Consider the following 13,466-nt stretch of genomic DNA (forward strand, 5'->3'; position numbering starts at 1 on the left):
GGCGTGCGCCGTTGTAGGGGGAGTGCTGGCCTCAATGAGGCTGCTTCCTCAGTCTTCCGGGTGCGACTGCAGGAGGTCGATCAGGGCCTGGCGGGAGGAGACCTCGCACTTCTCGTAGATGTGGCGGATGTGGGTCTTCACGGTGCTCTTGGAAAGCACGAGCTCCTGCTCGATGTAGGGAACGTCGCGGCCCTTCGAGATGAGCCCTAGGATCTCCCGTTCGCGGGGCGAGAGGCGGTGGGTGCTGGCGAAGGCGTCCAGGTGCGCTTCGGCCAGCTCCTCGCGTTGAAGGGAAACCGCCGCCGCGCTTTCGGCTCCTTCGTCGGTATTTTCGGCATTGTTCCCTGCGGCTTCCGAGCGGCATGCCCCCCGGCGCACGACCTCGTAGACATGGGGCATGGGCCCCAGCAGCAGTGCCACCAGAACCAGGACGCCAACGCCGCCGAAGATGGTGCGGTTGGTGAAGTCGAACAGGTCGAGGGCCGGGTTCAGGTACAGCGTCATGACAAGCACGTCGGCCACGGCCATGGCCAGGGCGCACAGGCACGCGAGCCGGGCGAGGGGGACAAGCCACGCGCGCGGCGGACAGTCCTGGTAGTAGCGCAGCAGCGCCATGATGATGAAGACGAGAATGATGACGCGCCCGGCCTCGGCGACGCCGATGGGCGCTCCGCCAGGGAAGTGGTAGGGAAAGGTGACGAACCCCACGGCCACGGCGAAAAATCCCACGGAGCACACGAGCGGAAGCTTGAGGCGTTCGCGTTCTTCAAGCAGAAGGGCGATGCCCGAGAACAGAGCGATAAGCAGCGCGGCGATAAACGCCGGCTCGGTGAGATTGCCGAGGGTCGCAGCGGCCGGGTCGCCGGTCAGCGGCGCGAAAAGCGGGCTGGCCTCCGAGAAGAGCGATACGGGGAACAAGCTGAGCAGAAGATCCGCCACGAATACCGAGATGACGATAGAAAGTTGGAGTACGCGGGGCAAGGGCGCGGTTTCAGGCGCGGGGCGGGTGGTCTCTGTTGTGTCGGCGGAGGCTTCGGGGCGTTCGTCGCGGGCGCCGTCGCAAGGAGAGTCGTCCGCGTCCGCCTGTGGTTCGGCAAGCTGCATTGCCAGCCCCAGACCTATGGCGACGGGCGACACCAGGCAGGCGCCGAGCAACAGAATGCCGCGCGGCGCCAGGCTAAGCACAACAAAGGCGATACTGGCCCCAAGCAGCGCTCGCACGACTCGAAGAAGCGCGACGTGCGGCGACTCTCCGGAAAAGGCAAGCCACCAGAGGTATCCGGCCGCAGCCAAGGAGGCGCCGAGCAGCACGTCGCCAGCGATCATGGGCACTGTCGCCTCTTCGAAAAGCATCCCCGTCCGCAGCAGGATAGCAACGCTTGTGGTGAAGGCCGGCAAAAGCGGCAGCATGGTTGCTGCGAAGGTGCGGCCGGCCCCCGCAAGGAGCGGCATCCCGAAGGCGCGCCCGCCGCGTTTCGCCACCGCAAGGCATCCTGCAAAGCCTAAAAGAAGCCCTGCGTCGCACGACAGTGTCAGCGGTATCTGACAAGCGGTGCCCACCTCCAGCGCGGGGTACAGCGCGCCCGACAGCAGCGTGCACAGCGCCAGCCAGAAATAGCAGCCAAGGCCGATTTCCACCACCAGCGGTTTCGCGGAATCGAATGTCACGGGCCCCTCCTTTCTTTCTAGATTATAGACGCTCACCCCGCCTCGTTCCTATCGTACTAACGGGTCGATGCTGGAAATATTTTCGCAATTACCTCCATCGGGTCGATGCGTTGAACTGGGCTTCCGTCCTACAGTGCCCTCATCCCCGCCGTGAGAGCCCACGGGATCCTTCGCCAAAGCGGCGAGAAGCGCCGGCAAGTGCGCTGATCCCAATGGCATCGGGTGGGGCGGCAAAACGGAACGGAAACGTGCCGAAGGAGAGAAAGGGAGGCTCGCATGAGCACGATGGAAGAGACGAAAACAGCAGCAACGGTAAGCCGCCGCGGGTTTTTGGGCGGCATAGGCGCGGCGGCCCTGGGTGCAAGCGCGCTCGGGCTTGGGCTTCTGGGCGGGTGCGCCCCGCAGCCTCGTGCGGCTGAGGCCGGCGGCGAGGCAGCGGCGTCCGGTGATGCGACGTCCCCGGCGTTGTCGCAGACGGGAAGCGCCGCTTCGCCCTACGCGCAGATCAATCCCCAGGACTGGGACTTTACGACCAACAGCATCGAGGACTTCGCCAACACCACTATGTTCTCCGAGCTGAAGATCGGTTCGCTCACGCTGAAGAACCGCCTCATCAAGTCGGCGGCCAGCTCCATGGTGCCCAACGAGGAGCAGAAGGCCGTGGCCTATCACGGCCGCATCGCCGCCGGCGGCATGGGCGCGGTGCTCGTCGAGGGCAGCTATATCATGCTCGAGCGGCTGGACAAGCGCGTGAATGTGGCCGACAACGATATGCGCATGACCATCGAGGAAAGCCCGCTTGCGGCTATCTGCGCCGAAGTGCACAGCTATGACGTGCCTTGCCTCGTCCAGATGAAGACGGCCACTCCCGGCATCGTGTATTTGTGGGAGAACATGGGAGAGGAGGGGGAGGCTCACAAGGCGAGCTTGCTTTCCGATGCCGATATTCAGATGTACATCGAGGACACCATCGACGGCGCCGCCCGCCTGCAGGCCATCGGCTTCGACGGCATCGACCTGAACGCCGCCGGCGACAACCTGCCCGCACGGTTCTTCTCGCGCTTCGGCAACGACCGCGCCGCCGATGACCCCTACGGCCCGGCCACCATCGAGAACCGCACGCGCATTGCCTGCGAGATTATCCGCGGCATCAAGGAGCGCTGCGGTGCGGACTTCGTGGTGCAGGTGCTCGTGAACGGCGCCGAGGAGAACGACGGCGCTCTCGGCGACAACGCGCTGGTGAACACTCCCGAGGAAACCGTGGCTATCTGTCAAGCCCTCGAGGCCGCTGGCGCCGATGCCCTGGAGCTGCGCCTGGGTACCTTCGCCTTCCACGAGGCCCAGTTTGTCAACGACGGCGTCTTCGCCGGCTACGGCTACGACGGCGCCACCAGCTTCGGCACCTTCTTCGACTTCGACAGCCACTTCAGCGGCTTGCTCGACGGCTCCCATTCCGGCTGCGGCCTCATCATGGGCGCCTGCCGCTACGTGAAGCAGCACGTGAGCATCCCCGTGGGCGGCGTGGTGTTCATGGATCCGGCGCTTGCTCCCGACTACTTCGAGAACGCCCTGAGCGAGGGGTGGCTCGACATGATCTATATGCACCGTCCCGTGGCCAACTGCGATGCGGAATACGCCAACAAGCTGCGCGAGGGCCGCATCGACGAGATCCGCCCCTGCTGCCGCTGCCTGAATTGCCTGGGCGGTCTGTGCCGCGTGAATCCCTGCAACAACTCGGTGTTCACCGATGCCATGCCCGAGGGCTACGAGGTGCGCCCGGCCGACGGCGACAAGAACGTCATGGTCATCGGCGGCGGCCCTGCCGGCATGGAGGCGGCGCGCGTGGCCGCCGAGCGCGGGTACGCCGTCACCCTGTACGAGAAGAACGGCCTGGGCGGCCTGTTGGACTTCGCCGAAATGGTGAAGGGCAAGCACGAGAGCCTGGGCCGTCTGCGCAACTACCTCTCCCGTATGCTGGAAGTGGAAGGTGTGAACGTCGTCACCGGCCAGGAGGTGGACGCGGCCTTCGTGCGTGAGCAGAGCCCCGATGTGGTTATCGTCGCCACCGGCGGCGTACGGCCGGAGCTGGCGGCTGCGGGCACGGCCGCCACGCCGGTCATTGGCGTCACCGACTTTCTGGCCAGCGAGGTAGGCGAGCGCGTGGCGGTGCTCGGGTTCAACGCTCAGGCCACCGACACGGCCCACTACCTCATCGCCCAGGGCAAGAAGGTGACGGTGATCGCGCCGGAGCCCGCCGAGGCCTTCGGCACCGGTCAGGCCATGATGCTGAACGCCTTCGTGAAGCCCGCCTTCTTCGCCGCCGGCGGCCGCCTCATGCCCGAGTGCACGCTGAAGAGCGTGGGCGACGGCGAGATCGTCGTCGCGAACAGCTTCGGCATGGATGTCGCCCTTGCCTGCGACTGCGTGGTGGATGCCTCCACCATGAGCCCCAACACGGCTCTGGCCGACGAGCTGTCCGGCGAGTTCGACGTGCACGTGATTGGCGACGCCGCCGAGCCGCTGAGCATCCAGAACGCCATCACCACGGGCAACCTCACCGCCCGCAACTGCTAAGGCGCGCGACGCGTCTCATCTGCGCCCTCCCAAGGAGAAGGCCGGCCTCGAGTCGGCCTTCTCCTTTTGTGTCCTGGCGTGTTTTCAAAAAATTCTCTGCACGTCGCACATTTCTCCGCTCTCAAGCGTATTGTCTGTGAAAGGCCTTTTGTGGAAGGTGGCGACGGGACGGCAAGCTAGCGGCCGCGCTGTCGCCGCTTTCTCGACGGACGAGAAGGAAACCCGTGGACAACCGCCAGTACCGACAGATCGTCGACGACTACGCCGACATGGTGTACCGCATCGCGCTCAACCAAACGCGGCGCGTGCCCGATGCCGAGGACGTGGTGCAGGCGGTGTTCCTGAAGCTCTACGAGAAACCGCCGACGTGGCTTGGCAACGGGCTCGAGTGCGATGGCGGGCGAGCCATGGCGGCCGGAACCGAGCGCGAACCCGCCCGCGACGAGCGTCTGCGCGCCTGGCTCATCCGCGTCACGGTGAACGAGTGCAAAAGCCTCTGGCGGAGTCTGTGGCGCCAGCGAGTGGAGCTGCGCGAGATTCGCGACGGCGATGCCCCGCCCTTCGAGGAGTCCGCGTTCGCCGAGCCGGCTCACGAGGCGCTGTACGCGGCTTTGGGCACGCTGCCCGAAAAGTGCCGCATTGTCGTGCACCTGTTCTACTTCGAGGACATGGGTACTCGCCGGATCGCCGAGGTGCTGGGCATCAAGGAACCCACGGTGCGCACCCGGCTCGTCCGAGCAAGGAAACTACTGAAACAGTCACTGAAGGAGGCGTGGGAAGATGAGCAACCAAAACTGAAGGAGGCGTGGGAAGATGAGCAACCAAAGCCAATACAAAGCCATGATGGGCGAGGTCCATGCCTCTGCTGACCTGATTGGAAAGGTTAAGGGCATTCCCATGGAGAAGACGAAGAAGCGCACGACGGCCCTGAAATTCGCGACCGCTACCTGCGCGGCATTGTTGGGCGTGTTCGTGGTCACCAACGGCGTCTGCTACGCCGCCACGGGCGAGACCTGGGTGGAGAAGGCCACGGTCTACATCAACGGCGAGCCGGTGGAGCTGGACGTGCAGATGAGCCAGAACGGCGATACCACCGTGGCGGAGGTCAGCTACGAGGTGAACGATGAGAGCGGCGGCGCGGCGCAGATGACCATGATCTCGGAAGACGGCGACTTCGACGGCACGACCTTCGAGATCCACGACTACACGGTGGAAGGCGCCGAGGACGGTTCGCCGAACGCCGACGACATGGTGCTGGAATCTTCCGACGGCCATGTCATTCTGGCCCCCGAGGGCATCGAGCCCATCGACCTCACCGATGAGCTTGCCACCAACGGCGCCGCCACGGGCACCTACGAGAAGGACGGCGCTACCTACGTGTACCAGGTAAGCGGCGAGCCCGGCAACTGGCACGCCTCCGTGCATCTTGAGGGCGTCGACGCCGAAGCTTCCCCGTCCGCCGCTGCCGAGGCGCGATAGAGTTCCGATAGAACGGTTGTAGAATTCCGCCGCGCATCGTGCGCGTCCCCTATAATCTCCCGCGCGGGCGCAGTCCCTGCGGGAGATTATTGCGTGGAAGGAAGCGGTTATGGCGAGGTTGACGGAGCGGGCCTTCGAGAATGCAGTGGTGCGGCTGCGCGACGGCCAGGGCGCGTTGGGCCAAAGCGCGTTGGATGTGCTGCACAACCAGCGTGAGGAGCTGGCGAACCAAATGCTGGCGCGGCTGGCGGGCAGCGACGAGTTCGCTGCCATGCTGGAGCGCAGCTTCGGCCCCTTCCGGCGGCTTATGACCTACTACGAGTGCGCCATGATGGAGGTGGAGACGAAGTTCCGCGTGCTGGATGCCGAGTTCGGGCTGCAGCATGATCGCAACCCTATCGAGTCCATCAAGTCGCGCCTGAAAAGCACCGACAGTCTGGCGAAGAAGCTCGCCCGCAAAGGCTTCCCCATGTCGGTGGACTCCATCGAGCAGAACATCTACGACGTGGCCGGCGTGCGCGTGGTCTGCACCTTTCCCGAAGATATGTTCTCTCTGGCCGAGTCGCTGCTTTCCCAGGATGACGTGATCCTTATCGAACGGCGCGACTACGTGGCTTCCCCGAAGCCGAGCGGGTACCGCAGCCTGCACCTCATCATCGAGGTGCCCATTTTCCTCGAACGTGAGAAGCGCTCGGTGAAAGTGGAAGTGCAGCTGCGCACCATCTCTATGAACTTCTGGGCCTCGTTGGAGCACCAGCTGCGCTACAAGAAGAACCTTTCCGACGAAGAGGCCGCGGCGGTGGCCGCCGAGCTGGCCGATCTGGCCGAGACCGCCGCCGATTTGGATCGCCGCATGCAGATCTTGCGCAACTATTTGGACGACGGGGAAGAGTAGGGGCAGACAGTGCTCGTGCTCACCTTGTAGCCTGAAAGTCTCGCACTCCATATCATTCCCGATCGGTAATAGAACCGCCCAAATTTCCTTTTCATTCCCGATCGGTAATGATATAGTTCTCGATCGGCAGATATTCCCGATAGGTAATGAGAGCATCATGCGCATTAACTCGATGAAGGTCCTGGGGCAAGCCATTCGTGCGCGTCGCAAAGAGCTCGGCTATTCGCAGCAAGAGATGGCCGAGTATTGCGGGTGCGGTACGCGCTTCGTTTCCGATCTGGAGAACGGCAAGGAGACCATTCAGTTTGGCAAGGCCCTCGTCGTCGCTTCCATGCTCGGGCTCGATCTGAGCATAGACGTGAGAGGGGGAGCGCGGTGAGTGACTTGCTCAGAGTGTATAAAGGGGGTGTCTTAGTTGGCGTTCTCGACAAGGGCGATGGCGAGCCGTTTTATGGCTTTACCTATGACGAGGCCTATCTGAAAATGTCATCTGCCATGCCGCTGTCCCTATCGTTGCCGCTTTCGGCTCGCCGCTACACAGGTCATGAGGCGATGCCGTTCTTTGAAGGCCTTCTTCCCGAAGGCGATGTTCGCGAGGCGGTGGCGCGGCAGTTCCATGTGTCGGCCCTGCGGCCCATGGAGCTCATTCGCGTGCTCGGCAAAGATTGCGCCGGTGATGTCGTCGTGTTGGGAGAGGACGATGGCTGCGATTTGCCGGAGGAGGCGGCTTACGTTCCGCCCCTCAACGCTCTTGAGGAAATCGCCCGCTATCCTTACGGTGCCATCTCCCAGCTTCGTGCAGAGTATCGCCTATCCCTTGCTGGCGGTCAGGAGAAAATCGCGCTCTTCCATGATGATCGCGCGCCTCTGGCCGAGGGCTGGTTTGCGCCATTGGCGGGAGCGCCGTCGAGCCATATTATCAAACCCCAGGTAACCGATCGTTTTCCGTTTCTGGCCCTTAACGAGTTCATGTGTATGGAGGCTGCCCGGGCTCTGGGGCTCGATGTTCCCGATGCGGCCATTGTCCCGGGCGAGCACCCCCCTTTTTTTCGTTGTCCGCCGTTACGATCGCGAAAGCGCGGAGGAATCCGGCGACGGCACGCCCCAGATGTTGCGGCGGGTGCACCAGGAGGACTTTTGCCAAGCTATCGGCCGCACTTCGGGAGAGAAGTACGAGACACGAAAAACCCATCACGCTCAGGATATGGCCGCCATTTTGGTGGGCTATGCTGCACGACCCATTGAGGCGCTCGGCGAATTGTTCCGGAGGATCGCCCTGAACTACCTCATCGGAAACTGCGACGCGCATCTGAAAAACTACTCGCTCCTCCTTCGAGAAGGTGCAGCGGTTTCTCTTGCCCCTGTCTACGACTTGGTGTGCACGGCAATCTATGATGGGCGCTTTGGGGGTGGGTTGAGCAGAAGCATGGGGATTCGCATTGGCGATCACCTCAATATAGACAGGGTGACGCCCAGCGATTTCCTCCTGCTTGCTCGGGATATGCGTCAGCCGAAGCGAGTGGCCGCGACGATTCTTGAGGAATTGGTCGGTTCGATGGAAGCGGCATTTGAGACGGCTGCTATCGAATTGGCAAAGGTTGGCGCGGGCGACGACGCCTACGCCATGGCGCAACGCATCGTAGCGGGCGCAGCCAAGCGTAAGGACGTCATGCTAAAAGCCGTTGGCTTGTTGAGCTGATGTTCGTGCTTTAATCGCCTGTGTCGCAAAGGTGAGGGTGCTTTCTTGCGCTACAATGGCTCTCATTCTGAATGAACGCCCGAAGGAGCTTTTATGATCAAGCTGTACGATACGCGCCGCCGCCAGAAGGTGGACTTCGAACCCGTCGAGCCCGGGAAGGTCTCCATGTACGTCTGCGGGCCGACGGTGTACAACCGCATCCACATCGGCAACGCGCGCACGTTCATCTCCTTCGATATGATCCGCCGCTACCTCAGCTGGCGCGGCTTCGACGTCACCTTCGTGCAGAACGTGACGGACGTGGACGACAAGATCATCCGCCGCGCTGCCGAGGAGGCGCGCACGGCCGCCGAAGTGGCCGAGGAATACACGTGCCTGTTCATCGAGGACATGCGCGCGGCCGGCGTGCAGGATCCGGACATTCGCCCGAAGGCCACCGAGGAGATCGGCACCATGATCGCGCTCATTGAGCGCTTGATAGAGCGCGGCCACGCCTACGTGTCGGAGGGCGACGTGTACTTCGACGTGCGCTCCTACCCGGGTTACGGCCAGTTGTCCGGGCGCGATATCGATGAGGCGGAAAGCGGCCACCGCGAGCTGCGCGCCGACGGTCAGGGCCTGGAGGAGCGCAAGCGCGACGAGCTGGACTTCGCCCTGTGGAAGGCGGCCAAGCCCGGCGAGCCGGCGTGGGAATCCCCCTGGGGCGAGGGCCGTCCGGGCTGGCACATCGAGTGCTCGGCCATGTCCGAGAAGTACCTGGGACTGCCCTTCGACATCCACGGCGGCGGGGCCGACCTGGTGTTCCCGCACCACGAGAACGAGCGCGCCCAGTCCGAGTGCGCCTGCGACAGCACGTTCGCCAACTACTGGATGCATTCCGGTATGCTGCAGATCGCCAACGCCGAGACCGGCGAGACCGAGAAGATGTCGAAGTCGCTGAACAACTTCCTGCTGCTGCACGAGGTGCTGGAGCAGGTGCGTCCGGCGGCCCTGCGCATGCTCATGCTGCAGAGCCACTACCGCAGCCCGCTCGTGTTCGGCGAGCAGCGCGTTGCCGAGGCCGACGCGGCCCTCACGCGTATCGAGAACGCCGTGAAGGCCCTGGACTGGCTGCTGGAGACGGGCACGCCCCGCGGCGAGGCGGCCCTTGAGCCGGAGACGGCGGCGGAGGCGCTCGCGGCCACGTTGGATGCCGCGGCCCTTTCCGATCGCGTGGCCGTTCTGCGCGACGGTTTCACCGAGGCCATGGACGACGACTTCAACGCGCCGGCGGCCCTGGGCGAGATCTTCTCCTTCGTGAGCGACGTGAACGCGCTCGTGGCCGATGCGAAGACCCTTGCGGCCGAAGAGGCCGCCGCCGTGCGCGCGGCCCGCGACGCCATTGTCGAGCTCATGGACGTGCTCGGCATCGACGTGGCGGCCGCCGAGGTAGGGGAGGCCTATCCCGTGGAAGTGGTGGCGCTGGCGGCCGATCTGGCCGGCTACGACGGCGACGACCCGGAGATCGCCGTGGCGCGCCTCCTGGAGGCCCGCGCAACGGCCCGCGCCGAGAAGAACTGGGCCGTGGCCGACGGCGTCCGCAACGGCCTGGCCGACTTGGGCTTCATCATCGAGGACACCCCGCAAGGCGCCCGCGTTACCTACGAGGGGTAAGCGGCACGCGACAAAAACAGCGCAAAAGAGGGGCCGGGCGCCATGGTTGCCCGGCCCCTCTCCGTTCTTTCTTGCAGGCGCTCATGTATGGCATAATGAGCGCCTGCTAAGGAAAGAGAGTTGAAGCGAGGGTTCCATGTCCATGTACCAGCGCGTCTTGAAGGCGCTTTGCGTCCTATTGGTTGCGTACGCCGGATGCCTGGCCATTGCTGGCTTGGCGCTTATCGGGGTGGCCGTTGCGGGGACGAGCCTCGATTTGCAAATTGACGGGGCGGCCGTGACGGGCGCGGAGGCGATAGCGCTTTGCGCGGCGGCGGGCACGGTATTTCTCATTGTCGGTTTGCTCGATGTGATTGTGGCCATCCTCGGGTTGCGCGGAGTGAGGCGCCCCGAGGCCCTCAAGCCCTTCATCGTATGCGCTTCGATCATTCTGGCCCTCAACGTTGCCAATACGGCGTACAGCGCGGCCACGGGTGCACTTTCGGGCAACAATCTCCTCAACTTGCTGCTGCCGCTTTTCGTTCAGGTGCTCGCGCTTTTGTGCGCCGGGCACATTCGCAAAGAGCATGCCGCTGGCACGATGGCCGCGCCCCAGCCGATCAATCGCGGGCCCTCCCTCGGCTTTATGCGCGTCATCCAGGTGCTGTTCGCAATTAACATCATAGCCGTGCTGGTCAGTTGTGCCACTCTGCGCTCGGGCACCTATACCTTGGGCTTCAGCGAAGTGCTCGATATGGTGAACCTCGTGTTCGACGGCGTGAGCTTCTGGCTCATCATGCAGCGCTCGCGGGGCGCCCGCTACTGGATCATCGGTTTCTCGGCATTCAATATCGCGGCGGGTACGATATACAACGCGGCCACCGGCCAGTTCAATGTGCTCGATCAGCTGGGGGCGTCGGCCTTCGATATCGTGCTTCTGCTGTACTTCCTGTTCGCGAAGCGTCCGCGCCAGGTGCTGACCGTTGAGTTCACGGCGCGTCGCTGCAAGGAGCTGGTGGTGCGGGCATGGGATTTGTGGCAGCCGCGCACTTGGTCGTTCTGGCGCAGCATGATCATCTACTTCTGCCTGTTCAGCATCGTGGGGCACTGGATGGAGGCGGGTTTCTGCCTGTTCATCAAATGGGGAATCGTGCCGGGCATTTACGATCCGAATTCCGGCATTTGGCACGACTACCTGAATCCGTTCCCCGTGTACGGCGCCGGCATGGTGGCCTGCGCCGTGCTGCTGTTCCCTATCAAAAATCTGCTCGAGGAAAAGCTCGGCGGCATCGCTAAGCCGCTCGTGGCCAGCTTCATAGTGAATGCGCTCGTCTGCGCGGTCATCGAGCTTGTCTTGGGGCTCACGTCGAACATGCCCGACGCCAACGGAGTGTACCCGCTGTGGGATTACTCCACCATGCCCTTCAACTTCATGGGGCAGATCTGTTTGCAGAACACCCTCCTGTTCGGTGTGGTGGCCACGCTCATGACCTGGGTGGTGTACCCGGCGCTGCAGCGAGAGTACCTGAAACTTCCCGAGCCCATGCGGCAGACGTTCTTCGTGGCCGTGCTCGTGTTCTACGCCATCGTGGTCTGCCTGTACGTCATCAATATCACGCTGCCGGTGTAAGCGCGAGAGCTGTAATCCGAGTCGCGCGATGGGTCGCGCTTGAGGGCGACGGTGCAAGTGTTGCGGTTCAATCTGGAGGCGGCTATTGGCGCGAACCTTTCGATCCGGGGCCTTCCGGACGTATTGCTGCGCTTTTCGGGTGAAGCGGCCTGCTATCGCGTAGAATGGACGCATGGACGAACGAATTCATATGGAGCTTTTGGCGCCGGCGGGCGGTATGGAGCAGCTGCGGGCCGCCGTGCAGTTCGGGGCCGATGCGGTATATTTGGCGGCCGACCGGTTCGGCATGCGGGCCCGGGCGGCGAATTTCCGCTTGGACGAAATTCCCGCTGCGGTGGCCTTCGCCCACGACCACGGCGTGAAGGTGCACGTCGCTTGCAACATCCTCATGCATCCCGGCGACATCGACGAGTTGCCGGCGTTCTTCCGCGCCATGGACGCAGCCGGAGTGGACGCCTTCATCATCGGCGATTTGGGCGCCTTCGCCGTAGCCGGCGAGGTGGCTCCGAGGGTGGAGCGCCATGTGAGCACCCAGGCCTCGGTGGCCAATGCGACGGCAGCTCGGGTGTGGCATTCCCTCGGCGCGAGCCGGGTGGTGTGCGCCCGCGAGATGTCGCTCGCCGATATCGCCTGCCTGCGTCAGGACGCGCCGCCGGATTTGGAGATAGAGGCCTTCGCCCACGGCGCCATGTGCATGGCCGTCTCGGGCCGGTGCCTCATCAGCAGCTATCTCACCGGCCGCTCGGGCAACAAGGGCCACTGCACCCAGCCCTGCCGCTGGAGCTATCAGCTCGGCACCGCTGCTTTTGAGGAGTTCGCGCCGCCGGAAGCTCCTACGGGATTCCTTCTGGAAGAGGAGAAGCGCCCCGGCGAGTTCTTCCCCATCGAGGAGGACGACCGCGGCACCTTCATCATGAACGCGAAGGACATGAACATGCTCGCGCATCTGCGCGAGCTGGCCCGCGCGGGAGTTGATTCCATCAAGATCGAGGGCCGCAACAAGAAGGCCTTCTACGTGGCCAGCGTCGTGGGCGCTTACCGCCGCGTGCTCGACGGCGAGCCGCCGGCGGCGGTGGCCGACGAGCTGTTGGCCGTGTCCCACCGTCCCTACGGCACCGGCTTCTACTTTTCCGAGGCCGAGCAGGCTCCCGCTTACGACGGTTACGAACAAGAGACCATGCACGTTGCCGATGTCGCAGCGTGCCGGGACGGTTTTCTCTATGTGCTGTGCCGCAACCGCTTTGCGGAAGGAGACGAGCTGGAGATCCTCGCGCCGCACGAACCGAGCCGTCCGCTCATCGTGCGCGACCTATACTGGCTTTCCATCTTCGGTCCCGACAATCACGACGAGGACGCCCCCGCTACTGCGGGGGAGGCCCTTTCTCGCGCTACCGCCGCCGATTGGGAAGCCGCCGCCGTGGCCAACCGCTCCTGCAACCTCTACCGCATTCGCTTGGCCGCAGCATCCGATGGGGCTGCATCCGGCACGTCCGACACGTCCAGCGCGTCCGACATGCGCGACGCGTCCAACGTCTCCGTCATGTCCGACACGTGCGGCGCTTCCGGTGGTTCCGCGCCATGCGCCCCTTCTCTCAGCGCTCACGTGCCCGAAGGCTCCTTCCTTCGCAAGCGCACCTTCCGCCGTTCCGCCCGCCACGGCTAGGCCGTCAGCAATTTCTTCTTCGTCTCGGAGAGAAAAAAGCGAGTTGTTAGGGTTTGCCTATGGGAAGCGAAGGGCCGTTGAGAATCAAATAAATGTAATCATTTTAATAATAAATGAAATTCGTTTTTCAAGACGAATAGATCCGACAGGGTTCCGGCAGCAAACCCTAACAACTCGAAAATATCGTCCTCGGACGGGTGAAAAATTGTTGGGGCTCAAACGAGTG

General features: G+C 63.4%; 10 protein-coding genes and 1 pseudogene. 10 read left to right on the plus strand and 1 reads right to left on the minus strand.

Annotation, left to right across the window (positions count from 1 at the left end; translation table 11 throughout):
• Nucleotides 1-48: 48 nt before the first annotated feature.
• Complete coding sequence (locus tag ACW4LP_RS03955; RefSeq protein ID WP_173111695.1) at nt 49-1,668, minus strand: helix-turn-helix transcriptional regulator; 1,620 nt, start codon at nt 1,666-1,668, stop codon at nt 49-51.
• A gap of 276 nt (nt 1,669-1,944) precedes the next feature.
• On the opposite strand from ACW4LP_RS03955, the gene ACW4LP_RS03960 reads away from it, so the two are divergent.
• From ACW4LP_RS03960 to ACW4LP_RS04005, 10 genes and pseudogenes are all read left to right on the plus strand, one after another.
• On the plus strand, nt 1,945-4,242 hold the full coding sequence (locus ACW4LP_RS03960; RefSeq protein WP_455803481.1) for an oxidoreductase: 2,298 nt from the start codon (nt 1,945-1,947) through the stop codon (nt 4,240-4,242).
• A gap of 224 nt (nt 4,243-4,466) precedes the next feature.
• Nucleotides 4,467-5,111: an RNA polymerase sigma factor gene (locus ACW4LP_RS03965; RefSeq protein ID WP_206604119.1), complete on the plus strand. Its 645-nt coding sequence runs from the start codon at nt 4,467-4,469 to the stop codon at nt 5,109-5,111.
• Nucleotides 5,056-5,721 (plus strand): hypothetical protein, encoded by a 666-nt coding sequence (locus ACW4LP_RS03970; RefSeq protein ID WP_278572723.1) that lies wholly within the window; start codon nt 5,056-5,058, stop codon nt 5,719-5,721. The genes ACW4LP_RS03965 and ACW4LP_RS03970 overlap by 56 nt, the downstream gene beginning before the upstream one ends.
• A 109-nt stretch (nt 5,722-5,830) precedes the next feature.
• Nucleotides 5,831-6,616, plus strand: coding sequence for a GTP pyrophosphokinase (locus tag ACW4LP_RS03975; protein WP_206604118.1), 786 nt, complete (start codon nt 5,831-5,833; stop codon nt 6,614-6,616).
• Nucleotides 6,617-6,773: 157 nt separating this feature from the next.
• A complete protein-coding gene (locus ACW4LP_RS03980) occupies nt 6,774-6,995 on the plus strand; it encodes a helix-turn-helix transcriptional regulator (RefSeq protein WP_114548153.1) in 222 nt (73 codons plus the stop codon).
• A gap of 14 nt (nt 6,996-7,009) precedes the next feature.
• Nucleotides 7,010-7,639, plus strand: a pseudogene (locus tag ACW4LP_RS03985) (HipA N-terminal domain-containing protein); the annotation flags it as partial.
• Nucleotides 7,629-8,315 (plus strand): HipA domain-containing protein, encoded by a 687-nt coding sequence (locus ACW4LP_RS03990; protein ID WP_261797810.1) that lies wholly within the window; start codon nt 7,629-7,631, stop codon nt 8,313-8,315. The pseudogene ACW4LP_RS03985 and the gene ACW4LP_RS03990, both read left to right, overlap by 11 nt.
• A 93-nt stretch (nt 8,316-8,408) precedes the next feature.
• Nucleotides 8,409-9,968, plus strand: coding sequence for a cysteine--tRNA ligase (cysS, locus tag ACW4LP_RS03995; RefSeq protein WP_114548150.1), 1,560 nt, complete (start codon nt 8,409-8,411; stop codon nt 9,966-9,968).
• A 178-nt stretch (nt 9,969-10,146) separates the two neighbouring features.
• Nucleotides 10,147-11,577, plus strand: coding sequence for a putative ABC transporter permease (locus ACW4LP_RS04000; protein ID WP_302223635.1), 1,431 nt, complete (start codon nt 10,147-10,149; stop codon nt 11,575-11,577).
• 172 nt (nt 11,578-11,749) lie between these two features.
• Complete coding sequence (locus ACW4LP_RS04005) at nt 11,750-13,240, plus strand: peptidase U32 family protein (protein WP_302223637.1); 1,491 nt, start codon at nt 11,750-11,752, stop codon at nt 13,238-13,240.
• The last annotated feature ends 226 nt before the right edge of the window (nt 13,241-13,466 follow it).

This window comes from Adlercreutzia sp. CNCM I-6215 (assembly GCF_977072315.1).